The following is a 23,892-nucleotide window of genomic DNA, read 5'->3' on the forward strand; positions in this document are numbered from 1 at the left end:
CGATAGCCACCACGGTCCACTGTACCAGGCTTTTTCAGAGTTCTACAGTTCTGACAACCGGTTGGCGTAAGGTTGGCGCCGCTGAACCCCCTCACTCCCCGACCTTCTTCGTCTTCCTTACCCGCACCGCGACCCCGCGCTTCGACCGGAGCATCTCATCCGCGCCCATCATCGCCCGCCCGGTGGCGATCGCGAGCGGTCCTTCGACCAGCACCTCGTCGCCCTCCCGTATCCGGGGATCGCAGTCGGTGATCCCCGGGGCGAGGACGTCGCCCTGCGGCACGAATTCATCGATCCTGACCCGGTAGCCCTCCGGGATCAGGTCCCAGCCGGCAAACGTCGGGCGGAACAGCCCGGTCCCCGCGTCGACGCTGAAGAGCTGCTGTTTCCCGCGGAGCACCGCCATCTGCATGCTCCTCCCCCGGAGCTGGAGGCCCTTCGTGTTGATCTCTGTTCCGAACTGCCAGGAGACCGTGCCGCGGATGGTGTCGGTCTGCATCCGGCGCTCGTCCTCAAGGGCGGCGTTTAATGCCCGCAGGGAACCCGGGGACGTCGGGTGGCCCTCGCAGGTCACCTCGAGGTCGATGCCACAGGCTTCCGCCGCCATCTCCGCAACCGTGAGCGCCCCGCCCTCAAGGTGGGCGATCACCCGGCGGTAGGGGTGTGCGGCGAAGTAGCGGGTGAGGATATCGGCGATGAAGGTGCACTCCTCGCGGTCCCAGTAGCCGGTCACCGGCACGTCGTAGTGCGCCGCCGGGTAGACCCGTTCGAGTTCTCTCGGCACGAGGCCGAGGGGCGAGGTGACGATCAGTTCGTGCGCCCGCCGGTTCACCGTGTTCATAAAGAGTCGGTGGCTCCGGGAGAGCGAGTAGGGCTTCCGTGCCGAGCAGGGGAGGAGGACCGCGACGTCCGTCCGGGTCGGGACAAACCGCTCGATCACCCGGTCGGCGAACCGCCGAACTTCCGCCCGGTTCTGTGATTCGGCGGTGGCGGCAAGCATCGGCACCGCCCGGGCCACCGGAAGGAAGCGCTCCATAAGAGCGTAGTTCCGGTCAAGGAACCGGAGGATGGCGACCTGTGCGGCGTCCGTGCGGCACCGGGCCTCCATCAGTTCCCGGAGCCTGCCCGCCTCGATGTAGTGCCGGACAAGGGCGAGCTCGCGGTCGAGCGCGAGACGGTTGTGCTGCCGGAGGTTGCCGTCCCGGCATCCCTCGCACCCGCAGACCCCGCTCTCCATCAACGAGGCGGAAAACTCGCCTTCCGGCATGCAGAACCTCTTCTGCGCGGAGGCGAGGTCGACCGCCCGGTAGTCGAAGAGGTCGAAGCCCGAGTAGACGAGGAGGCAGGCGGTCGAGGGGAGCGCCGAGGCCGGGGCGTACCACGCGGTGTCCGGCGGGATCTTCTCTTTTAAGCCGGCAAGCCACGCCGCGGAGCTCCGGGGGTTCTTGAGTGCCGTGTGCCAGTTTGCGACCAGGACGCAGTCGCCCGACTCCGCCGAGGCGGCAAGCGGGTGGACGGCCACCGGCTGCCCCTCGCCGGGGGAGAAGTAATTGCTGACGAATGCCGGGTCCGCGGAGAGCGGAACGTTCGATAGAGAACGCTCGCGGAGCGCCGGGAAGAGGGCGTCCGTATCGAGTGCGGCAGGGAGCGACACGCTCTTCTCACCCTCTTCATAAGTTCCTATCCGTGCGAGGCCGTCGCGCTTCTGCGCCTCATACCTGCTCATGGAACACCTCCGCATCGGGTACCTCTTCAAGGACGAGGGGCACCCACTCCTCACCACACAGGACGGCAAACCGGCTCTCCGGGTGCGCCTCCATCAGGGTCCGGATGCCCGCGCATCCCGACCGGACCATATCGTCGTCCCATTCCGGGACTTCGCTCTGGCCTACCGGGAAGGTCTCCGCGAGTTCCACGGGGTAGGGCCCGAAGGGTGGCTTGAAGTTCAGGACGGTGTCGAACCCGGGAACCTCGCGCCCGTCGAACGAGACGAGCACCCGGTCCCCGAGGGAGATGCGGGGGATGACCTCATGGAACCGGAGCACCTCCGTTCTCCGGCAGGTCTCCGAGCCCCGGTAGAAGAACCGGCGCTTGGAGACAGGATCGTCGCGTTCGAGTTCCACAGCGTGGGCGAGGAGTTCCCGGTAGCCGTCGAGCAGGCGCGGGTGGCCCCGGCACCGCTCGTCGACCAGCTCCCAGAGGGTCCCGTCCTGGATCGCCTGCCGGATGCGGGCGATCTCTGCAAGCGTGACATGCAGGTTGTGGAGGGCGAGCAGCCGTTCCCGGTCGTCGGACTTCCGGAGCTCGTCGGCGGTCATCGAGCGGCAGACCCGGCAGGGGCAGGGGAGTTCCGCAAGCTCGTCGATCTTGAGGCTCCCGTGCGGGGTGATATAACGCCCCTCCCGGGCGAAGAGGGCGTATGCGGCCGAGTCGAAGAGGTCGCAGCCCATCGCGACGGCGAGGGCGAACATCGACGGGTGGCCCGCGCCGAAGAGGTGGACGGCGGTCGCCGGGGAGAGACCGCGTTTCGCCGCGAGGACGACCTGCACGAGTTCTTTGTAGCGGTAACTCTCCATCAGCGGCACCACGGCGCCGATAGGAGCGAAGGTGAAGTCGAGGTCCTGGACGGCCCGTCCCGCCTCCTCGCGGAGGTCGGTGAAGATGCCGCCCTGCACCGGCGCCGCCAGGTTCGCGTCGGGGAAGAGAGCCTGTGCCTCGCGGATCCGCTCCATCGTTACCGCGAGTTCCCGTGCCGCCCTCTCGGGGCCTGCGTCCGGCGGGGTGGGGATGTCCAGGGGGACGACGATATCGCTTCCTATCGCCTGCTGGAACTCGAGCGTGTCCCGGTTGCTCACCTCGACCTCCCCGTAGACGGAGAGCTGAAACGATCCCGAGTCGGTCATGACGACGCCGTCGAAGTCGAGGACCTTATGAAGCCCCTCCGCAAGCGCCCGGTCGTGGTATTCCGTGCTCCGCCTGAAGATGTAGGCGTTCGTGATCAGCGCTTCGACGCCCATCTCCTGCATCTCGCGGGGGGTTACCAGGGGAAGGTGGGGGTTGACGACGGGAAGGAGCGCGGGCGTCCGTACCGTTTTGTCGTTCACCCTCAGCCTGCCGACCCTTCCCGCGATGTCTTTGTGTATGACCTCAAAAGTAATTGCCATTCGGGTTAAACCGCCTTTTCTTCGAATATCTGCCCCTCGAACGTCTGCACGGCAACATCGTCGCGCTTCCAGCACCCGGGCCGGAGCCCGGCCTTGACGCAGGTCTGGTCGAGGAACTCTCTGCTGCTCCAGCCGTACTCGGTCGGGACCTGCGGGAGGAGAAGGCCTCCGGTCCCGAGGCCGCTGATGATCAGGCCGTGCTTCCCGACCTCGACACAGCCGGGGCGCTCTTCCGGCGGGCAGTCGAGCGGCCGGGGAAGCGTGAGCACCGTCACCTCGAGATCGAGGTCGGCGAGTTCCGACCGCGATACCGGGGGAAACCGGGGATCTTCGAGAGCAGCCGATACGGCCGCTTCAAGGATCGCGTCGCCGAGCGGCCTCGTCGGGTACGGGAGGCCGATGCATCCGCGGAGGCGTCCCTGCCGCTTGATCGTGACGAAGACGCCGCGCTTCTCCAGAAAGACCTGGGGAAGAGCGGGCAGCTCCGTCCATTTGCCGTCGACGGCTTTCTCGATGGCTTTGCGTGCCAGACGAACTGCCGTTCTGCCTTCTTCCGGGGTCAGCATTTCCATCAAAATGGGTCGTATGATATTGAATACTTTTAGTCTTTATCTGGAGAAGAGAGAGAGTTAGCGTCGGTCGCAGGAATTCTGACCGGTCCGGTGATCGAGCAGGGTGCGTTGCCCTCGGGGCGCACCAGAACGGTCAGGGCCTCGTCTGCAGGGACGGGGCGGTCGAGGCAGAGCCGGATCGTGCACTCCTCTCCGGAGAACAGGAGGGTGCCGCCCCCGGGCACTGCCGCCGACCACGTTCCCGGCCCCGGGAGAGAGCTCCCGGAAAGCGTGAGGATCTCGAGGTAGGTTCCTGTCATGACCGTAACGGTGGCCCGGGAGAGGTCGACGCACCCGCTTTCCCCGGTATGGACGACACGGAAAGCGAGAGTATCGATGTACGTCCCGGGGAGTCCCGGGACCGATGAGGAGCCGGTGACTTCCCCGGCCGGCGCAAGACGCGGTTCGCCTGCGGCCAGGACCGGGTCTGCGCCCGAGTCGGGTGAGGGTCCGCTGTCCATAGCGCTCGCCCCGAGCGAGACAAGCGAGAAAAGTGTGGTGACGGCAACGAACGCCGCGAAGATGACCGCAAGCTCCAGGTGTGTATAGGCCTCGCTCCCCCCCATGGTAACGCCAATGGTAAGACCCGGGAACGAGTATATAAATTTATCCCGGTGACGGGAAGATGCGCGGTCGGTTCGGGGGCCTTCGCAGAGCGTCCGCAGTGCCCGGCGGTTGCGGGAGAGTCCGGGCAGGATACCCGTACGGCTTTATATTCTCACCACAAAATATTATAAGGGAGAGGGAGAGTGCGGCCGACGGTGGCACATCCTGTGCTGCTGAGGAAAGTCCTCCCACCGGCCAGACACGCAGCCGCATGCAAGTGCGGGTGGCGAGAGTCACGGCAATGACACAGAAACGACACGGCCCGCCGTCAGTGATGAAACGACCGAGCCCTCCGTCCGGGGGGCGAGAGGCGCGGGTTTCCGCGCACTTCGTTGAACGTAGCGGCGGGATACGATGAAACGGTGAATCCCTGCGGGTGCAAGCCAGAATCGGGCATATGGATCGTCTGGTATCCGCCCAGGTATGGCGCTTAGCTGAATGCCGCACAGAACAGAAGGAGGCTTACTCCTCCCACTCTTCATAATGAAACGCTTTTATGCTAGTTCAACCACCCTTTGGTTTCAGTTCGATCTCCTCAAACGTCACGACATGCGAGTCGAAGATGTCGCCACGATCGTTTACGAAGAGCTGGACGAAGATCTCGGCGGGTGCGTTCTCCATGGATATAACGTCCCCATGCTCGGCTTTGATGTCGAAACCGAGGGCCTCCAGTTCGTTCCGGACGGCATCCCGCGTGTAGTAGGTCGAGAGTATATCCCTGACCTTTGCAAGGACGTTCTGCTGCTCCTCCTCTTTTGCGGCCATACTGCCTTCATGCGCCCCGGGGTATATTAACCTCTCCGGGAGTTACACAGGCAGGTATATATGCATAAAAATTACCTATAGTAATAATATGGAGATACCCACCCCGGCCGAGCTGCGGGAGAAACGGCTCCGTATGGGCTTAAAACAGGCTGATGTGGCCCGCATGGCCGGCATCAGCCAGTCCATGGTCGCGCGGATCGAGGCGGGCAGCGTGGACCCGAGGGTGAGCACGCTTGCAAGAATCGTGGAAGTCCTGCAGGCAGCTGAAAACTCGGCAATCACGGCGGCCGACGTGATGAACGCACCCGTGCTCTCCGTTGCCCCGGACGACCCCGTCAGCCGTGCCGTCGAGATCATGGGCCAGAACGGCATCTCCCAGCTGCCGGTGCTCGAGAACGGGGTGCCGGTCGGGTGCATATCCGAGTCGGCAATCATGAACGCCATGGAAGAAGGGGGACTCCACCAGACGCACCGGAAACTGGTGCAGGACTACATGGAGCCCGGTTTCCCGACGGTTCCCCCGACGGCGCCCATCGATACGGTCGTCCATCTCCTGCACCACAGCCACGCAGTCGTTGTTATCGAGAAGGGGAAGGTGCAGGGTGTGATCACCAAGCACGACCTGATATCATTGATCACCTGATTTTTAGAGCAGCGAGACCAGGTCCCGGAGAACCGCTTCGGGATCGTCGGCCTTGACCACGCTTGAGGCGAGGAGGACGCCGCAGGTCCCGAGGTCGACGGCGATCTTCACGCATTCGCCCGACTGGATGCCTGCTCCGGTCAGGACTTTCACGTCCGGGTTCACCGTCCTGACGGCGTTGACGGACCGCTCGATGATCCCCGGGTCGGCCTTCGAGACCGAGACCCCGCTCCCGATCAGTTCCGGGGGTTCGACCGCCACGTAGTCCGGCCCGAGCGCTGCGGCGGCGGCGCTCGTCAAGTCGTTGTTCGTGCAGACGACCGACTCGAGGTGGAGCCTCCGTGCAGCCTGGACGCAGGCGTCGATATCAGCCAGGGTGAGGCGGCGCTCGGAGTGGTTGATCAGGGTGCCCCGCGCGCCCGCCGACCGGACGGCTTCAGGGAGAATATGGCCGGTATGGGCGCCCGGGGTGATCGCGTCGATATGCTGGGCGTAGACGGGTATCGCGTAGTGGTGGCTCATCGGGTGGATCTCGGTGAAGACCGGCGCGATGCCGATGACGGCGCCGCTCTCTTTCGCCACGGTCTCGGCCGCAGCGGCGATCCGGTGAGCGTTACTGCCCATACCTTCCTGATAGGTCTTGAGGTTGACCAGAACAAACGGTGAAACCATACTTATTACCTCATAACTAATTGATACGTACTATCTCTCGTTGCAAACACTCGCGAGATTTGTTAATTTATCACGGGGATGATAATACCTGCGCACGATCTCGCGTGTGATATTAAATCGTTAGATTAAACTCCCCATGCGATAAGCGTTTTTCGTATGGGAAAAAAGCCTCATCGTTGCCACCCTTATAGCAAAAAACGGAAACCAAGTCGCTCAACACTTTCAACCGCCTATAGAAAGTTCGAGCGGTTCTCGACGCATCATCCCATTGCCTCAGTTGGTCTGTATCTCTTTATCTCACTTGTTCTCTTTAGAATCGCACTCTTCGACCCTTCTTTCCGTATGCATACCCATATCGATGAGATCCATTTCTGGATTGCTGTCATAGCAATGATCATGGTTTTCGTTGCGCTGTTATCTGTTCGCGCTTGGTGGAAGCGACAGGTACCGGATTTTCACATCAAAGGAACTGGCGACATGACGTGGAAGAACCGATAGATGTTGATGAGAATACCCCAAACTTCCTCTTTTCAGTACAGTAGTTCGCATGAAAATCATGGTTAAGTTGGAACTGAGGGATTGTGTTTACTGGCGCTCCGAATATGGGGTTCCATCGGCTATCGCCCTGCACTGCCCTCGCCCCTTGGGGGGGCGGAACGACTTCCCCACGGGGGAAGGAGTTTGAGCACCGTCAGGTGCGAGTGAGGAGGCCGAAGGCCGGGTGGGGTGCGACGGTTCGTCAGAACCGGAGCTTGAGAAGACCGGAGGTCTTCGAGTGGGGGTTACACGCCTCCTTTATGGGGTGGAGACAGGGGAGGGGGGTATGCCCCCCTTCTCACCTGACGGTGGTCGAGCTCCGGTTCTACGAACCGTCGCACTCCGCACCCTTCGGGTGCTCATGCTCCGGCCGTCCCGCCCGTCGCACTCCCCGTCAGCCCCACCTCGCACCTTCGGTGCTCGAACTCCGCTCCTCGCACCTTCGGTGCTCACGTTCGCTTTCGCTCACGCCTCGAAACCCTGCGGGTTTCTCGAACTCCGTCCTTTCAGGACGTCGTTCTCCGGAGCGTCGTTCCCCCAATGGCGATATCCCTACGATCCAGCGTACCGGACAAGCCTGAGAAGAACCACTCCAAAATGAATGCACTATTTCTGCATCAGACGTCACTATTTCCATTGATCGAACCTGTGATCGACGCGACCTCAGAACGCCTTCACTACTGGGTGTCTGGGAATGACATTCCGTCATCAAAATTACGCGGGTATTTCTGAACCCGCCCTGTCTCGTGGTCGGCAGGATAAGCGAATTTAGGAGAAACTTGACAGAAGCTTACTCCTCAATCCCCCTAACAAAATGCCCGCCGGTGATGCCCCCGAGCGCCCGCTGTTTCACCTCGTCCTTGAGCCCGGGGAGGACGCCCGGCTCCCGGCGGCCCACCGCATCGATCCCCGCCCGGTAGAGGCGGGCCATATCCCCGGCGTAGCGGGCCCCCCTTCCCCGTGCGTCGATGGCGACGGCGTCGATGCCCATCCCTGCGATCCGGGGCAGACGGTCGATAAGACAGGTTTCGACGGCGTTGGCGATGTAGGTCCTCCCCTCGCCGTCGCACCGGAGCGGGAAGACGCGGTTGCGCCCGTCCTGGAGACCCAGGAACTCTTCCCCGGAGACCGTCGTCGCCAGCCTATCCTCGGTCACCATCGCCTCGATGTTGCCCTGCACGAGCACCTCGAGTTCAGGGGTGCTCCCGAACGACTCCGCGAGCGCTGCAAGGTCGTCGGCCGGGAGTTCGGGGGATGCAGTGCACCGCAAAAGCGGCGCGAGTTCCGCGGCGGTGCGGTGGTTCCAGAGGTTCAGCCCGGCGGCGCCGAAGAGCGCCAGCCGGGGTTCGGCCCGCCGGACCGCGTCCGCGGCGCCCATTCCGCTCACCATCACCCCGCGGACGCCCGCATCGTAGAGCGACGGGAGGAGGGGGGTCGCCGCGTCGATGAAGTCGCGACGGGTGATCGACGGCCATTTCCAGACAAGGTCCGCACCCTCCTCACGGCAGGCGGCGGCTTCTTCGAGGAGGCCGCGGGTCGCCGGGGTGCAGGGCTCCAGGTAGACGGTGCGGGCACCGCCCCGGACGGCGGCCTTGGCACCCTCGAGGGTGTCGGTGTAGACCGAGACCGACGGGAGCCGGGGTTTCCGGTGAGAACCTGCCGGCCGTTCCATCCCGGCAATCGCCGCCCCGGTTCGTTCCCGGGCCGGCTGCACCGCATCCGGCCCCGGTCGCCGTGCGGCGAGCACGGCCTCCTTGACCCTCTCCAAAAACGTTCGCCGGACCCTGTTCAACTCCCCGAGCGGCGCAAAGAGCCCCCCCGGATACCGGAGATCCAGGTTTCTGATCGCAAACGGCGTCCCCCCGGTCTTCCCGAACTGCTCCGCGATCTGCTCTCCGGTAAGCGGCCGGCTCCGTGCCGGCTCCATCCGAAGGTCCGGGCGGTAGCGCACCCGCAGGGGTTCGCCGCCGGTTGGGTCGATGACCGCCTCCAGGCAGGGTGTGCCGTCCTCCCAGGCGACCGTCACATCGAGCGGCAGCGGCTGCAGGGGTTTTTCCATGACCCGTTTTGCCCGCTCCTCGAGGTCCGCGCTCCTCGTCAGGAAGACCCGGGCGCCGACCGCGACAGGCGCGGGGACGCTGAGCCTTACTATGCCGCGGCGGACGGCGGGGGCGCCGCGGACGACCGCCCCCACGTCCTCTTCGGGGTCGTCGGTGCAGAAGGCCAGCCCGTCGCCGGAGCGGGGCGCGAGATCGCCCGTGAGGCGCACGGCGGCCTCCTGCCTCCGGGGGTCGTAGCCGATAGCCGTGCCGAGCGGAACGCCCCGGTTCCCGGGCCGGTCACGGGCCATGATGTCGCGGGCGCCGAGGATGTAGCCCTCCGTGAACTCCCGGTTGAACGCGAGCGCGAGGTCCCGCATATCCTCCCGCGAGGGGGACCAGGCCTCCCCGGCGGCGATCGCATCGAGGGCACGCCGGTAGATGCCCGTCACCGTGGCGACGTACCCCGCCGAGCGCATCCTCCCCTCGATCTTGAGCGACGCCACCGGTGTACGGGCGAGGAGGTCGAGGCGCGGGTATACCGAGAGATCCCGGGTGGAGAGCAGGTAGCGGTCCTCTGCGGGCACAACACGGAGGTCCTTTGGGCGCCCAAAATCGTCCGTCCCGGCGGTCACGAGCCGGTAGGGCTTCCTGCACGGCTGGGCGCACATCCCGCGGTTCCCGCTCCGCCCCCCGATGACGGAGGAGAGGAGGCACTGGCCCGAGTAGCAGTAGCAGAGCGCTCCGTGGGCGAAGACCTCGATACCGATCCCCTGCGTCCCGGCATCGGCCGCGATATCCTCGATCTCGGATAGAGTGAGTTCCCGCGCCAGCACCACGCGGGAGAACCCCTCCCGTGCCGCCCGGACCACGCCTTCCCGGTTGTGGATTGCCATCTGGGTCGAGGCGTGGAGGGGGAGGTCCGGGACCGCCTCCCGGGCGAGCGACGCCACCCCGGTGTCCTGAACCAGGACGGCATCGACCCCGGACTCGTAGAGCCAGAGGAGGTAACGGGCCACGTCGGGGAGTTCGGCGTCCCGGATGAGGGTGTTCACGGTGACGTAGACCCTGACTCCCCGGAGGTGTGCGTAGTCGACGGCGGACCGGAGCTCCTCGCCGGAGAAGTTCGCCGCGTAATGCCGGGCTCCAAAACGCCTCCCGGCAAGGTAGACGGCGTCGGCGCCGGCGGCAACCGCTGCGGCCAGGGCCTCCGGCGACCCGGCCGGCGCAAGCAGTTCCGGCGACCCGGATCCCTGCTGGTGATCGTGCAGCATCTGTCAGGTACAGTCGCCCCGCCGGCCTATATACTCCACCCCGGCAGGAACGGGTATCCTTTTGGGGCAGTAGAGCGATGTGAAGAGGAGGCCTGATATGGATCGTGTGGGAATTATCGGCTACGGGCATATGGGCAGCATGCTGGTGAACGGGTTCGTCGCATCCGGTGCGCTCGGCCCCGATGAAGTCGTGGTTGCGTCGAAGAGCCGGACGAGCCTGGACGCGTGCGCCGCAGCATGGCCCGGAATCGGCATCGCTAGAGCGAACAGGGAACTCGCCCGGCAGTGCCGGCTCATCATCCTCGCCGTCAGGCCGCAGGAGACGATGGGCGTTCTCAACGAGATTGTCTCCGTCACGGAGGGGGACGAGCAGATCGTCTCGCTTGCCGCAGGCATCGGCCTTAAGGACCTTGAGGAGCTGTTCCCGGGATCGGTCACCAGGGTCATGCCCACGGTCACCTCCACTGTCGGGCAGGGGACGACGCTGGTCTGCCACGGGCGGCAGGTGGGCATGCACGATGCTCTCCGTGTCGAAGGGCTCTTTTCGTCCATCGGGAATGTAGTGCTCGTCGACGAGACGAACCTCCCGGCGGCCACCCTTCTCTCGAGTTGCGGGCCGGGGCTGCTTGCGGTCATCATTGAGGAACTTGCCGGGGCGACAGCCCGTGCAAGCGGACTCCCGCCGGACCGGGCGCTTATGCTCGCAACGGAGATGGTCGCGGCCACGGCCGCCTACCTCCGGGAGACAGGCGAGGCACCCCGGGACCTGGTCGAGGAGGTTGCGACCGGCGGCGGCGTCACGGAGGCCGGGGTGAAGCGGCTCCGGGAACGGCTGCCGGGTGTCTTCGACGGGGCAGTCGCCGCCATGCTGGAGCGCTACGGTGCGGTGGGAAAGTGACGAAGGCAGCAGCCGCTCACGATCCATAACGACCGCAGGCAGACTTTTAAGTGATAGGGCAGGAATACATCCGGTAAGTATGAAGATCGTCGTCTCTGTGGAGAATGCCGGCGTTATCGATGAGGTGGCGGAGTACAACCCGACATTCATCGAGGTCAGGCTTGACCGGATGGAGGGAGACCCGCTGGACCAGGTCCGTGCTATCCGGGAGAAGACCGCCATCCCGCTGATTGCCACGCTCAGGAGCAGAGAGGAGGGAGGGCGGTTCGTCGGCGATGTTGATCTCTGGGCCCGGATCGTCGGGCCGATCGCGAGGTATGTCGATATCGTGGACGTGGAGGCACGGTATCGGGACCACGCGCCGTTCATCAAGAGCCAGGGGGTCCAGATCCTCGCGTCGCTGCACACGAACGAGATGCCCACCCCGCCGGAGCTCGGGAGGATCGAGGAGATGCTCAGGTCTTATGGCGACATACCGAAGATCGTCGTGAAGCCCCGGACCCGGGAGGACCTCTTCGAACTCCTCATGTTTACCTTCCGTGCCCAGAAACCCATCTGCACGAGCATCATGGGCGCTGAGTTCCGCTACGCACGTGCAATCCTGCCCCTCTTCGGCTCGGAATTCACGTTCAGCCATGCCGGCACCCCGACGGCCGAAGGGCAGTACCATATTCGGGAGATGCGGCAGATTGCGGATTTGTTGAAGTGAGGGGGTAACCGAAAAGTTGTCTGTCGCATACCCAGCGGCTTACTTGGGGGATATCGCCACGCACTGCCTCCGCCCCTGTGGGGCGGAGGAGGAGGCCGGAGGCCGGGTGAGGTGGGGTCACAAGTAGAGCCTTATGGGATAGAGACAGGGGAGGGGGGCGTGCCCCCCTCCCCGTCAGCCGCTCCCCAATGGCGATACTCCCACGGTCCACTGCACCGGGCTTAACTCGATACCCGTTGATTTTTCAATCTTGATCGCTAGAAAACGGCGATTTTTTGCAGGGAACGTGAACCCCGGCTCTCTTCCCCATTTCTTCAGGAACCGGCCCCATCCACACGTTACGCCCATCCCCGGTACTTCGCCTGCTCGAGCATCGCATCCAGAATAACAATCGCGAGCATGCACTCGGCGACCGGTACAACCCGCGGTGCGATGCAGGGGTCGTGCCGCCCTTCGACCGTTATCTCCCGCTCCTCCCCGACGGTATCGACGGTCCGCTGTGCCTTACGTATCGAGGGCGTCGGCTTGACGGCAAGCCGGACGACGATATCCTGCCCGGTGCTGATCCCGCCGAGGACGCCGCCCGCGTGGTTGCTCAAAAACCCGGCTTCGCCGATCTGGTCGTTCATCTCGCTCCCAAACAGCCGTGCGGCGCCGAACCCCTCGCCGAGCTCGACGCCCTTCACCGCACCGATGCCCATCATCGCTCCGGCGATGGCGGCGTCGAGCTTCCCGAACACCGGGTCGCCGAGGCCCGCCGGGCACCCGGACGCCGTCACCTCGACGATGCCACCCACGGAATCGCCTGCATCGCGGGCGGCACGGATCTCCGCTTCCATCGCTTCCGGCTCCGTCGCGGCGTGCACCTCGATCAGTCTCCCGCGGATCGTGATGCCGCAGGGTGCAAGGCAGCGCACCGCCACCGCTCCCGCCGCGACCCGGGCAAGGGTTTCCCGGCCGGAACTTCTCCCGCCGCCGCGGTGGTCGCGGAGCCCGTACTTCGCCTGCCAGGTGTAATCGGCGTGCCCCGGCCGGAAGACGTTCCGGAGCGCGTCGTAGTCCTCCGACCGGACGTCCCTGTTCCTGACGACGAGCGCGATCGGGGCGCCGGTCGTCCGCTCCTCAAAAACCCCTGAGACGATCTCCACCCGGTCGGCCTCCTGCCTCCCTGACTCGAGGGGGCTCTTCCCCGGCCGCCTGCGGTCGAGGTAGGGCTGGATATCCGCCTCCGTGAGGGGGACACCGGGCGGGCAGCCGTCGACGACCACGCCCACTGCCAACCCGTGGCTCTCGCCGAACGTTGTGCACCTGAAGTTTCTCCCGAACGTGTTCATGCAAGCATCTCCCGAACCAGCGCGGGCGAGACCGCAATCCCGGTTATCAGCCGGAACTGCTCCGCCGCCTGGTGGACGAACATCTCCGTGCCGGGTATCGTCTCGCACCCGGCCTCTCTCGCCGCCCGGATGAGCGGCGTCTCCGGCGGCGTGTAGACGAGGTCGAATACGGTCGTCTTCCGCTCGAGGTCGCCCGCGGCAAGCAGGCTCCGGGTGTCGGGCTCCATCCCGACCGGGGTTGCGTGTACCACTACATCGGCGTCGGCTCCTTTGAACCCTTCGAGGCTCCCCCACCGGCAGTTGAAGCGTTCAGCAAGCTTCTGTGCCGCCCCCGCCGTCCGGGAAAGCACCGTCACTTCCATATCGAGCGACACGAGGGCGTAGACCGCCGCAGCCGCCGCACCGCCGGCGCCGAGCACCACCGCCCGGGCGCCTCGCCGGTGGATGAGCGGGATCCGGACCCCCAGCCAGTCGGTGTTGTGACCGTACAACCTTCCGCCGCATCGAACTATGGTATTCACCGCCCCGATCGCCGCCGCGTGATCGTCGATCTCATCGAGATAGCGCATCACGTCGGTCTTGAACGGGATGGTGACGGAGAGGCCTTTTAAGGGAAGGAGCGTTGCGAGGCGGACGATGACTCCCGCATCCGGCCACTCGAGGCGGGTGTAGTGGTAGTTCATCCCGAAGTGCGCAAAGAGCCGGTTGTAGAGGAGCGGGCTTCTGCTGTGGGCGCAGGGGTTGCCGGCGATGGCGCAGAGCCGGAGGTCCGGGTCCCGGTCGAGCATATCCCGGACGGCCGTGAGCCCGAATCGATCAAGGAGAGTATCGCGCTCGCTTGCGTCGTCCGGGGAGATGCCGGCCTCCCCCCTGATCGGCCGGAGGATGATGTCCGCGACCCCGGCGGGAGTGAAGGTCCCGGTATCGATGCATGCATCGGCCGCACCCAGATAAGCCTCCTTCCGTCGGGCGAGGAGCGCGCGCACCTCTTCTTCGGGGGGGAGACCCGTCAGCCCCGGCCGGTCGCTCCCGGCGATCCGCTCATGGACGACTTCGGGCGCGGCCGCTAGAAGGAAGACCGTGCCGTGCCACCGGAGGTCCGCGACGTTAGCCGGGTCGCATACCGCCCCGCCGCCGGTGCCGATCACGCCTTCTGCATTCCTGAGCGACGTGACAACCTCCCGCTCGAGGGCCCGGAAGTGCGGCTCACCGGCCCGGCGGAATATCTCCGGGATCGGCATCGCGGCCCGTTGTTCCACCAGCGCATCGGTGTCGTAGAACGGCAGCCCGAGGCGATCCGCGAGTATCCGCCCGACCGAGGTCTTCCCGGTCCCCCGGAAGCCCACAAGGACGATCTTCACAGCAGCCCCTCCCGGTAGAGCGCTTCCCAGAACCCGGGGAAGGACTTCGCCACGCACTCCGGTTCAAGGATCGCCATCCCTCCGACCGCGAGGCCGAGCACCGCAAACGCCATCGCCGTCCGATGATCGTCGTGCGGGTCGACGGCCACGCCGTGAAGGGGGGCGGGCGTGATCGTGAGGGAGTCCTCCGTAACCTCGACTCCCGCACCCATCCGCCGGAGGGTATCCGACGTCACCCCGACGCGGTCGCTCTCCTTGTACTGCAGGTGCGCAATCCCGGTGATCGTCGTCGGCGACCCTGCCGTCGCCGCCACCGCCGCGAGCGTCTGGACGGTGTCGGGGGAAGAGGACATATCAATCTCGATGCCCCGGAGGGGGTCCGTCCGCTCCACCATCACCGCGTCTCCCCTGGCGGTCACCCGGCACCCCATCGCCTCGAGGGCTTCGAGGAACCGCCGGTCCCCCTGGACCGATGCAGGGTTTAAGCCGGTGACCGTGACCTTCCCGCCGCAGACGGCCGCGACCGCGAAGAGGTATGACGCCGAGGAGTAGTCGCCCTCGACCCGGTAACCCCTCCCCCGGTAGGGTACGCCGCTCTTCACCCGGAACCAGTCGTAGCCTCGCTGCTCGAGGCGGGCGCCGAACCGGAGCATCACGTCCGCGGTCACGTCGAGGTACGACCGGGATGCCGGGGCCGCCGGGAGCGTGAGTTCCACGTCCTCCTCCGCGTACGGCGCCGCCATCAGGATGGATGATATGAACTGGCTGCTGATGCTCCCGTCGATCTCCGTCTTCCCGCCCCGGAGCCTGCCGGAGACCCGGATGGGCGGGAACCCCGGCCGGCCGGTGAACACGACGTCGGCACCGAGGGCCCCGAGCGCCCCGGCAAGGGGGCCGACCGGCCGCTCGAGCATCCTCGCATTGCCCGTCAGCACCACCGGGTGCCGGGCAAGGAGTGCCGCCGAGGTGAGGAGCCGCAGCGTCGTCCCGGAGTTCCCGCAGTCGATGGTCACCTCTCCCGGTGTGGGGAAGGTGCCGCCGCACCCGGAGACGGCGATCTCCTCCGGCAGCCACTCGATCGCCACCCCGAGGCTCTCGAGCCCCCGGGCGGTCAGTTCCGTATCGGCCGCCCGGAGCGGGGCCGCGATGCGCGACTCGCCGCCGGCAAGCGCTGCCGCGATCAGCGCCCGGTGGGTGTAACTCTTGGAAGGGGGGGCCTCAAACGCCGCGTCGACCGGTCCGGTCCTGGATACCCTGACGATCATATCGGCACCTCCATGCGGGCGTAGCACCCGAGTTCCCTGACGGTGGTCATTTCTTTGAGTTCCTCCCTTGCCTCCTGCAGTCCTTCGGAGACCTCCAGATCGATGAAGAATATGTACCTCCCGATGCCCCTGCGGGACGGCCGCGACTCGATCCGGGTCAGGTTGATCCCGCGCCGGGCGAAGACCCCGAGGATATCCGCAAGGAGCCCGACCCGGTCGATCTGCGGGTCCACAAGGAGGCTGCACTTCGTGGACCCTGCATCCGCGCATGGGACGGCTGATATCTCCACGAACCGGGTGATGTTTTTCCTGCTGTTCTGGAGGTCCCGGAGCACTATCGGGAGGCCGTAGATCCGCGCCGCCATCTCCGAGACGACCGCGCCGGCGTGCTCATCTTTCTGCATGGCGACAGCGCTTGCGGCGTTGCTGCTCGTATGCACGACCTCCACGCCGAGGCTGTCGAGGAGGACGGAGCACTGTTCGTGCGTCTGCGGGTGGGCGTAGATGACGCCGAGACGCGAAGGCTCCTCCCGTGCCGCAAGGTGGTGCCGGATGGGCATGTAGGCTTCTCCGGTAATCGAGACGTCGAACTCCATAAGCCCCTGGAGCGTCTCCCCCACGCCGCCGGCCTCCGAGTTTTCGATCGGCACGAGCCCTTTCGCTACGCCGGCTGCCACGCGATCGATGATTGAACGGATGGTCGGCAGGAGTTCGACGTCGTCGCCAAAGAGTGCGGCGGCGAGTTCGTGGCTGAACGTCCCGGCCGGTCCGAGTGTTGCGACCGTCATCGGTTCACCACGTGGTTGATGAGGTCGTCCGTCTCTGCCGTCGCGGCTCCGAGGTACGAGGCGTAGTGGCCGGCGTTCGCGGCAAAGAACGCCCGGAACCGTTCAGCGTCCCCGGACTCGACGATCTCCCGGAGCGTCCGGACAGCCTCCTCGAACTCGCTGAGCACCTCCGGGACCGCCGGGTTCATCTGCAGGATGTCGCCGTAGAGCCCTGCATCCTGGGCAAGGAGCCGTCCGACGAGCCCCATCTCGATCCGGTAGACGGGGCTCGTGAACCGGAGTGTCTCCGCGACGTCGGCGCCGGTCCGGCGGATGGCTTCCGCTTTCGCAAGCGTCCCGAAGTGGGTGAGCCCCTGGATCACCGCCATCATCCTGTCGTGGTCTTCTGGTGTCGAGAGGGTGATCGTCGCCCCCTGGTCGCGGAAGACGGAGAGGAGGCCGTCGAGGGTCTCCGGGCTGCACCGGGCCGGGGTGGCGACGATTGTCTGGCCCCGGAGCGATGCGGTGTTGGGCCCGAACATCGGGTGGAGGCCGATCACCTCCGCACGGGAGGCGAGCATCGCCCTGACCGGTTCGACCTTGAGGGAGGTGAGGTCGCAGAAGATCTGCTCCTCCGAGAGAAGCGGGGCGATCTGGCGGATCACACCGACGGTGGCGCGGATCGGCACCGATACCATGACGAGATCTGCCATCTCCGCGACGTCCCGGCTGGTGAGGGGCGTCTTCGTCCCGGAGACGATCGTCTCCCAGCCGGCGGCCTGAAAGACCCCCGCAAAGAACCGTCCCATCTGCCCCGTGCCGCCGATGATGCCTGCAAGCATTGCCGTCACTTCTCCAGGATGGTTTCCCTGACGGCGACACCGAAATGGCGCCCGCCCTCCGCGACGCTGCCGAGCACCGTGTCGCCCACCGCGAGGGCGGCGACCGATACGGGCGTGCCGTCTACTCTGACGAGCCGGATCGTCTCGGCATTCTGGAGGACCAGGCTCACCGTAGCGTCGCCGGCCTTCGCCTCGACGAGGAGGAGCGGGCGGCGCTCGATCTTCACCCTCCCGACGACCGCTTCGTGGGTCGGGCCGGTATGCTCCGCGACGAGCACCCTATCCCCCACCGCGAGGTCGGCGAGGTACGCGGTCTTCCCGCCGGGGAGGAGGATGTAGGCGTGCACCGCTCCGGCGTTCACCCGGAACGGGCGCGGCGCCACGTAGGGGTTCTCCAGGGTCTCGGGGTGCACCAGCAGGAACGCCGAGGAGGTGTTGCCGACGAGCATCCCTTCCCCGTCGGCGAGGATCGAGCAGGTGTCCACGCAGACCCGGTCCCCCATCCCGACGGGGACGATCCGGGTCACCTCGAACGGGACGAGAGGAACCTCTTCGCCGGCGCCGGCGATCGTCTTCGCCACCCGCCGGATCTCCGCCGGATCGTCGGTCGCAAGAAGGATGCCCGCCGCCCCGCGCTCGAGAACGGTCAGGGCGACCTTCGCCTCGTCGGCGCCTCCGACCCCCGCAATAATCCGGTCGGACTGCGCGACGAGGTTCTCGAGCGGGATGACCGTCCAGTCCCGCGTCCGGACGATGACAAGACCCTCGCGGGAGAGCCGGAGCGCCTCCTTCTCGGTCGCCTTATCGACGATCTCGACTTCGAAGACGTCTTTTCCGGGGACGAGGTCGCCGTTCTCCCCGACCGTCGTCACCCGGCCGAGTTCGCGCACGCGTTCTGCGTCGTCCGTCACCAGGGCATCTGCTCCGCTCTCGATCGCGGTGGTCGCGAGATCCTTCCTCCACGGCCGGAGATCGACCCAGAAGAGTTTCATCGCTCAGTCTCCAGGGCTTCGGCCGGGCTTACGCCCTCGTGCACCACCCGGCAGATCGCGCCTATGAACCAGGCGGGGTCGTCGCGCTGGAAGGCGTTTCTCCCCATGCAGACGCCCGCTGCGCCTGCCCCGATGGCGTCGCGGATGGTCGTGAGCGTCTCGAGGTCCCCGCCCTTCTCGCCGCCGGCGATCATCACCGGCACCGAGCATGCGGCGGTGATCCGGCCAAACGTCTCGGCATCGCCGGTGTAGTTTGTCTTAATGAGGTCGGCCCCGAGCTCTTCCGCCACCCGGACGCAGTGCCCGATCGCCTGCGGGGATGCGGGATCGATCCCCTGGCCGCGGGGGTAGATCATGATCAGGAGCGGTATCCCCCAGCGGTTGCAGTCCCGCACCACCTCGCCCGCCGACTCGATCATCCTCGACTCGTTCGGCGCGCCGAGGTTGATGTGGATCGAGACCGCGTCGGCGCCGAGCGCGACCGCCTCCTCCACGGTGCAGACGAGCACCTTGTCGTTCGGGTCGGGGTTCATCGAGGTGCTCGCGGAGAGGTGCACGATGAGGCCGATATCCTTTCCGTGCTTCCGGTGCCCTCCCTTCACCATGCCCTTGTGGAGCACGATGGCGTTTGCTCCGCCCTCGCTCACCGCGTTGACGGTCTCGGTCATGTTGCAGAGCCCCTCGATCTGGCCCAGCGTGAACCCGTGATCCATGGGAATGATCACGGCACGGCCGGTGTTTCTGTCCATAATCCGCTCCAGGCGGATCTCTTTTCCAATCATATCCATCACGTCCGGAGAATCTCAACTGCTTCTTCTGCCGACCGTCCTTCATGAATGATCAGCGCGGCGGCACGGATAAGGCGATCGGGCGCCGGGTGCTGGAAGGCGTTCCTCCCGATCGATATCCCGGCGGCACCCCCTTCCATCGCACCCTCGACCAGGTCGAGGATCGCCGCTTCGTCGGTCTTTGAGCCGCCGGCGACCACGACGGGTACCGGGCATCCTCTCGTTACTTCCCGGAACGAGTCCGCGTCTCCGGTGTAGACGGTCTTGACGATATCGGCGCCGAGCTCCGCCGCCACCCGTGCAGAGAGTTTGACGCTCTCGAGGTCGTGCTCGTCCGCGACCTTCCTGCCCCGCGGGTACATCATCGCGAGGAGCGGCATCCCCCACTCCATGCACGTGACCGCAACCCTGCCCAGGTCTTCGAGCATCCGTGCCTCGGAGTCGGCGCCGACGTTGATATGCACCGAAACGCCGTCGGCGCCCATCTTCAGGGCGTTCGTGACGGTGTTCACGAGCACCTTGTCGTTCGGGTCCGGGCCGATGCTGGTGCTCGCGGAGAGGTGCATAATAAGGCCGACGTCCCGCCCGTGCCCCCGGTGCCCGTGCAGCGCAAGCCCCACATGGCCGATCACTGTGTTTGCTCCCCCCTCGGCGACAAGGTCAATGGTCCTTCCGACATCTACCAGCCCCGGGATGGGGCCAAGCGTCACTCCGTGGTCGAGCGGCACGATGATGGTCTTGCCGGTGTTCCGATCCATGATACGTTTCAGACGAATCTCTTTTCCTCTCATAACTATAGTCCTCCCGGATCTTGATGATACAATCTTCCGGGATGATTAAAACTGGATAAACCAGATAAAATAGCGATAGAACGCTGCCGCTCCGTCATCACGGGTACCGGCGGTCAAAAACTGGCGAATCAATCCTGCGCAAGTGGCGGTTACTCCGTTAACCGAGGTAAAAGCGGTCACCGGCGAAAAAACATTCACCACGCATTGCGTATATCATTACGTGTGCTTGTATAAAAACATGACGGATCCCTGCACAAGAGTTGAATCCGGGCCAGGGAAGGGGGCCCCGGGAAAAAGTATGGCGATTGCCCTACTTCCGGCTCTTCTTGAAGGATATGACGTCGCCGACGGTCATGGTCACCCGGCCGGGCCCGCCCGTGGAGGTGCTGTCTTCGGCCGAGTCGATCAGCCTGATGTTGAGTGCTTTCTCAAGTTTTCGCCGGACATCGTCTTCGGGGATGAGGTCGCCCTTCTCAATCTTCTTGACTAGGAGCTCACGCTCCTTGATCGCCTGTGCAAGGTCGAGCGTGGACCATTCCTTCTCTTCCCGGGCGGTCCGGATCCGGTCGGCATAATCGTCGACGAGTTCTCCTTCCATCAGGTCAAAGACGTCCCGGGGCCTCCTCCGGGGGGCCTGTGGGGCGGCGAGTCCCGGCTTCTTCTGCGGCGCACCTTTTCGTCGCGGTTGCTGGACTTCTGTACCATGTTTCGCACATCGAACGCAGACACAGAGCTCTGCACCCTCGATCTGGATGGTTTTCGACGGTCCCACTATAGGAGCGCCGCATAATTCGCACTGCATAAGTCTCGCAAACAATTTTATATTCATTTTAACCTATATAATTAATCGAGGAGACCCATGGGAGATATCGCTCGGCAGGCACCAGACAAGGATACCGGTGAAGACATCTACCAGTATCTCCTGGAACGGATTACGAACCTCGAAAACCGAAACCTGGAGTTACGCGAACAATTTCGCCAGATGGAGTCCGAGAAACGATACGTTGAAACCCAGAAGATCCGCTACGAACGGGAGCTCCGAAAACTCAAGAGCGAGATCGAACAGCTTAGAAGTCCTCCTCTCGTGATCGGGACAGTTACCGACGTCATCGACAACAGCCGGGTGATCGTGCGAAGCAGTGCAGGACCGCGGTTTCTGGTCCGCACATCCCAGCTCATCGACCCCGATCTCCTCAAACCGGGTGTGCGGTGCACGCTCAACCAGCAGTCTCTGGCCATCGTGGACGTGCTCCCCACAAGTTACGACGCGCAGATCTACGGCATGGAACTGGTCGAGTCCCCGGAGGAGACTTACGAGAACATCGGCGGCCTTGAACCGCAGGTAGAAGAGATCCGGGAAGCCGTCGAACTGCCCCTGACAAAGCCGCAACTCTTCGAGAAGGTCGGCATCTCCCCGCCGAAGGGCGTGCTCCTCTACGGTCCGCCAGGCACGGGAAAGACACTCCTCGCCCGGGCGGTAGCCCACCAGACGAACGCACATTTCCTCCGCGTGGTCGGCTCGGAGCTGGTGCAGAAGTACATCGGTGAGGGGGCCCGCCTGGTCCGGGAACTCTTCGACCTCGCGAAGCAGAGGGCGCCGTCGATCATCTTCATCGACGAGATCGACGCGATCGGCGCGCACCGGAACGACTCGACGACGTCCGGGGATCGCGAAGTCCAGCGGACGCTGATGCAGCTCCTGGCAGAGATGGACGGCTTCGACAACCGCGGGGACGTCAAGATCGTCGCGGCGACGAACCGGATCGACATCCTCGACCGCGCCCTCCTCCGCCCGGGCCGGTTCGACCGGATGATCGAGATCCCGCTCCCCGACCACCAGGGGAGGCTTGCGATCTTAAAGATCCACACCCAGCACATGAACATCAGCGAGGACGTCAACCTCTCGGAGGTTTCCCGGCTCACGGAAGGCAAGAACGGTGCCGACCTCCGGGCGATATGCATGGAGGCGGGCATGTTCGCCATCAGGATGGAGCGCGATTCGGTCAACACCGACGATTTCATGAAGGCGATCGACAAGCTCGCGGTGGACTTCGACCGCCACCACTTCCACACCACCTTCGGCGAGATGTTCGCCTGAAGGGTATCTCTTTTTGGCTCCGTTGAACCCCTTTTCTGGTCTTCATTCCTTACCTTGATGAGGTTGGTGCTGGGCCCGGTTTGTCTCCTCAGGCATGTCCCCATGCAGTGGACCGTGGGACTATCGCCACGGGGGAACGACTGCCGGAACGGCAGGAGTTCGAGAAACCGAAGGGTTTCGCTGTGGGGACAGGGGAGGGGGGCATGCCCCCCTCCCCGTCAGCCCCTCCCCAATGGCGATACTCCCTTGAAATCCGTGCTAGTGTGACTGCAGAAAAATACCAGATACGAGGGGATGTGAACACCGTCAGGTGCGGTTCACTGCGATCGTGACTGTGCCTGTTCTGCAGAGCAGGCCCTGTTCCAGGAACGACTGTCCGGAGAGACCTTCAACAAGGCCCTTTTCGAATCTCGGGTTGTTGAACCCGCAGCCGGACGCTATCCCGTGAACGCCTTCTCCAGTGCCGAAAGACGCTCCGGGGCAAGATCGCTCTTTAGAAGGCCGAAGATCATGCGATCGTGATATCCATCCGCGGCATGCCAGTACCGCCTCTGGGTACCCTCCAGGACAAAGCCGCATCTCTCCATCACCCGCCGCGATGCCGTATTGCCGGCAACGGTGTCGCCGTTCAGCCGGTAACCGTCGAGCACGGTGAACGCGAAGTAGACCAGAAAACAGCAGGTCTGGGTGCCGTAGCCTTTTTTCCAGTATACATCGTCGAGCTGGTAACCGATCAGAAATGATCCGGGACTGAAATCGACCGGGAACAGTGCACACTGCCCGACGAAGTCTCCGGTACCCTCCAGTCTTACCGTGAACACATGGTGATCCGGCGTTCTCCCTTCCCGGAGCGCCGTCCGCATCTCCTCGATCAGGGGGAGAAAATAGGCCCGTGTAGCTTCTTCCGTATTCGGCCCGAAAAACAGCCACCTGCAGACCGACTCCTTCGAGAGCATCCGGGATATATCGGGAAGGTCGTGCTCGGTGCAGTAGGAGAACTTCAGGTCTCCGCCGATCCAGCTATGCTGCATGTAGCAATCTTCGATCTTCCTCTATAATAGTGGGAGGACTTTCAGAAGTGAGGAGAGCCACCCTATCCGGCCGGATACTCCTCTTCAGCGCACCAGACCTCGAGCACCGTATCCCCGGGGTCCATACGGTCGGCATACGTCGCCGGCATCGCGCCCTCGTCCATCCATATCGTATCGACCAAATGATCCCCGGCGATCCGGTAGAGGCAGCGGTATCTCCACGGGGACGCGGGTTTCACGTCCCGCTCGTAGATCTGCCGGGCAAGCCCGGACGAGCAGAATGCACCGTATCCGGTCTCGAAGAGGACCTCCTCGACGTAACGCTGGATGTACCACCGGAGTTCGGAGACGAGGGCGAGCGCGCTCCCGAGCGACGCCGTCCGGATGCGTATGCCGTATGCAAGCCGATCAGGCTGATAAAAACGAAGAACGCCTCTGCTGGTCTCGGATTTGAGCAGGGTGGCGTAGAGGTCAACCCCCTCCGGCTGAATGAGGAGGACGTTCATTGCATAGTTGTGGGCGTGTGAGGTCGATAAGGTTTCCTTCGAATCTGCCCCGAAGCCCTGTTGGGGGAAGATAGATAGGAGTATATCCTGTGGCAATCTCACCGCAAAGCCATAAAGTGCCCGAACATTCGCACCTCCGAAATTCAAGTTTCTGCCAGTCGTATGAACGATACACGGATTCCGGGGGGATATCGCGTCT

General features: G+C 64.4%; 22 protein-coding genes and 1 other RNA gene. 5 read left to right on the forward strand and 18 right to left on the reverse strand.

What is annotated here, in order from left to right; all coding sequences use genetic code 11:
- Positions 1-91 precede the first annotated feature (91 nt).
- From arcS to BRA62_RS01450, 4 genes are read right to left on the reverse strand one after another with little or no spacing between them, the layout of a single operon-like run.
- Positions 92-1,726: an archaeosine synthase subunit alpha gene (gene arcS / locus BRA62_RS01435; RefSeq protein ID WP_292364295.1), complete on the reverse strand. Its 1,635-nt coding sequence runs from the start codon at positions 1,724-1,726 to the stop codon at positions 92-94.
- Positions 1,713-3,164, reverse strand: a complete 1,452-nt coding sequence (gene tgtA, locus BRA62_RS01440; RefSeq protein ID WP_292364297.1) for a tRNA guanosine(15) transglycosylase TgtA — start codon at positions 3,162-3,164, stop codon at positions 1,713-1,715. Before tgtA ends, arcS begins: the two co-directional genes overlap by 14 nt.
- Before the next feature lie 5 nt (positions 3,165-3,169).
- Positions 3,170-3,736, reverse strand: coding sequence for a TIGR00296 family protein (locus BRA62_RS01445; RefSeq protein WP_292364298.1), 567 nt, complete (start codon positions 3,734-3,736; stop codon positions 3,170-3,172).
- A 29-nt stretch (positions 3,737-3,765) separates the two neighbouring features.
- On the reverse strand, positions 3,766-4,341 hold the full coding sequence (locus BRA62_RS01450) for a hypothetical protein (protein ID WP_292364299.1): 576 nt from the start codon (positions 4,339-4,341) through the stop codon (positions 3,766-3,768).
- A gap of 173 nt (positions 4,342-4,514) precedes the next feature.
- Here BRA62_RS01450 and rnpB point away from each other — a divergent pair.
- An RNA gene (gene rnpB, locus BRA62_RS01455) (RNase P RNA component) lies at positions 4,515-4,858 on the forward strand.
- 27 nt (positions 4,859-4,885) lie between these two features.
- Here rnpB and BRA62_RS01460 read toward each other — a convergent pair.
- Positions 4,886-5,146 (reverse strand): hypothetical protein, encoded by a 261-nt coding sequence (locus tag BRA62_RS01460; protein ID WP_292364300.1) that lies wholly within the window; start codon positions 5,144-5,146, stop codon positions 4,886-4,888.
- A gap of 88 nt (positions 5,147-5,234) precedes the next feature.
- Between BRA62_RS01460 and BRA62_RS01465 the strand changes: the two genes are divergently transcribed.
- On the forward strand, positions 5,235-5,789 hold the full coding sequence (locus tag BRA62_RS01465; protein WP_292364302.1) for a CBS domain-containing protein: 555 nt from the start codon (positions 5,235-5,237) through the stop codon (positions 5,787-5,789).
- Between the two features lie 3 nt (positions 5,790-5,792).
- Here the strand turns inward: BRA62_RS01465 and tpiA are convergent, their stop codons facing one another.
- Both tpiA and BRA62_RS01475 read right to left on the reverse strand, forming a co-directional pair.
- Positions 5,793-6,461: a triose-phosphate isomerase gene (gene tpiA, locus BRA62_RS01470; RefSeq protein WP_292364303.1), complete on the reverse strand. Its 669-nt coding sequence runs from the start codon at positions 6,459-6,461 to the stop codon at positions 5,793-5,795.
- Positions 6,462-7,788: 1,327 nt separating this feature from the next.
- A complete protein-coding gene (locus BRA62_RS01475; protein WP_292364304.1) occupies positions 7,789-10,311 on the reverse strand; it encodes a DUF3656 domain-containing U32 family peptidase in 2,523 nt (840 codons plus the stop codon).
- Positions 10,312-10,408: 97 nt separating this feature from the next.
- On the opposite strand from BRA62_RS01475, the gene BRA62_RS01480 reads away from it, so the two are divergent.
- The gene (locus BRA62_RS01480) at positions 10,409-11,209 is read left to right on the forward strand and encodes a pyrroline-5-carboxylate reductase family protein (protein WP_292364305.1); all 801 of its coding nucleotides are present in this window, start codon (positions 10,409-10,411) and stop codon (positions 11,207-11,209) included.
- Between the two features lie 79 nt (positions 11,210-11,288).
- Positions 11,289-11,918, forward strand: a complete 630-nt coding sequence (locus BRA62_RS01485) for a type I 3-dehydroquinate dehydratase (protein ID WP_292364306.1) — start codon at positions 11,289-11,291, stop codon at positions 11,916-11,918.
- Positions 11,919-12,256: 338 nt separating this feature from the next.
- On the opposite strand, the gene BRA62_RS01490 is transcribed toward BRA62_RS01485, so the two are convergent.
- From BRA62_RS01490 to BRA62_RS01530, 9 genes are all read right to left on the reverse strand, one after another.
- Positions 12,257-13,252: a chorismate synthase gene (locus BRA62_RS01490; protein WP_292364307.1), complete on the reverse strand. Its 996-nt coding sequence runs from the start codon at positions 13,250-13,252 to the stop codon at positions 12,257-12,259.
- On the reverse strand, positions 13,249-14,613 hold the full coding sequence (aroE, locus tag BRA62_RS01495; protein WP_292364308.1) for a shikimate dehydrogenase: 1,365 nt from the start codon (positions 14,611-14,613) through the stop codon (positions 13,249-13,251). The genes BRA62_RS01490 and aroE overlap by 4 nt, the downstream gene beginning before the upstream one ends.
- Positions 14,610-15,878 (reverse strand): 3-phosphoshikimate 1-carboxyvinyltransferase, encoded by a 1,269-nt coding sequence (gene aroA / locus BRA62_RS01500; protein ID WP_292364310.1) that lies wholly within the window; start codon positions 15,876-15,878, stop codon positions 14,610-14,612. The genes aroE and aroA overlap by 4 nt, the downstream gene beginning before the upstream one ends.
- The gene (locus BRA62_RS01505) at positions 15,875-16,666 is read right to left on the reverse strand and encodes a prephenate dehydratase (RefSeq protein ID WP_292364312.1); all 792 of its coding nucleotides are present in this window, start codon (positions 16,664-16,666) and stop codon (positions 15,875-15,877) included. The genes aroA and BRA62_RS01505 overlap by 4 nt, the downstream gene beginning before the upstream one ends.
- The gene (locus BRA62_RS01510) at positions 16,663-17,487 is read right to left on the reverse strand and encodes a prephenate dehydrogenase/arogenate dehydrogenase family protein (protein WP_292364314.1); all 825 of its coding nucleotides are present in this window, start codon (positions 17,485-17,487) and stop codon (positions 16,663-16,665) included. Before BRA62_RS01510 ends, BRA62_RS01505 begins: the two co-directional genes overlap by 4 nt.
- 5 nt (positions 17,488-17,492) lie before the next feature.
- On the reverse strand, positions 17,493-18,479 hold the full coding sequence (locus tag BRA62_RS01515; RefSeq protein WP_292364315.1) for a 3-dehydroquinate synthase II: 987 nt from the start codon (positions 18,477-18,479) through the stop codon (positions 17,493-17,495).
- Entirely contained in the window at positions 18,476-19,261 is a 786-nt protein-coding gene (locus BRA62_RS01520; RefSeq protein WP_292364334.1) for a 2-amino-3,7-dideoxy-D-threo-hept-6-ulosonate synthase, read from the reverse strand. Before BRA62_RS01520 ends, BRA62_RS01515 begins: the two co-directional genes overlap by 4 nt.
- 5 nt (positions 19,262-19,266) lie before the next feature.
- Positions 19,267-20,058, reverse strand: a complete 792-nt coding sequence (locus BRA62_RS01525) for a 2-amino-3,7-dideoxy-D-threo-hept-6-ulosonate synthase (RefSeq protein WP_292364316.1) — start codon at positions 20,056-20,058, stop codon at positions 19,267-19,269.
- 310 nt (positions 20,059-20,368) lie between these two features.
- The gene (locus BRA62_RS01530; RefSeq protein WP_292364317.1) at positions 20,369-20,860 is read right to left on the reverse strand and encodes a multiprotein bridging factor aMBF1; all 492 of its coding nucleotides are present in this window, start codon (positions 20,858-20,860) and stop codon (positions 20,369-20,371) included.
- A gap of 57 nt (positions 20,861-20,917) precedes the next feature.
- Between BRA62_RS01530 and BRA62_RS01535 the strand changes: the two genes are divergently transcribed.
- A complete protein-coding gene (locus BRA62_RS01535; protein WP_292364318.1) occupies positions 20,918-22,156 on the forward strand; it encodes a proteasome-activating nucleotidase in 1,239 nt (412 codons plus the stop codon).
- 437 nt (positions 22,157-22,593) lie between these two features.
- Here the strand turns inward: BRA62_RS01535 and BRA62_RS01540 are convergent, their stop codons facing one another.
- Both BRA62_RS01540 and BRA62_RS01545 read right to left on the reverse strand, forming a co-directional pair.
- Entirely contained in the window at positions 22,594-23,187 is a 594-nt protein-coding gene (locus BRA62_RS01540) for a GNAT family N-acetyltransferase (RefSeq protein ID WP_292364319.1), read from the reverse strand.
- A 62-nt stretch (positions 23,188-23,249) separates the two neighbouring features.
- Entirely contained in the window at positions 23,250-23,693 is a 444-nt protein-coding gene (locus tag BRA62_RS01545; RefSeq protein WP_292364320.1) for a DUF5804 family protein, read from the reverse strand.
- Positions 23,694-23,892 lie beyond the last annotated feature (199 nt).

This window comes from Methanoculleus sp. UBA208, from assembly GCF_002498065.1.
Lineage (GTDB): Archaea > Halobacteriota > Methanomicrobia > Methanomicrobiales > Methanoculleaceae > Methanoculleus.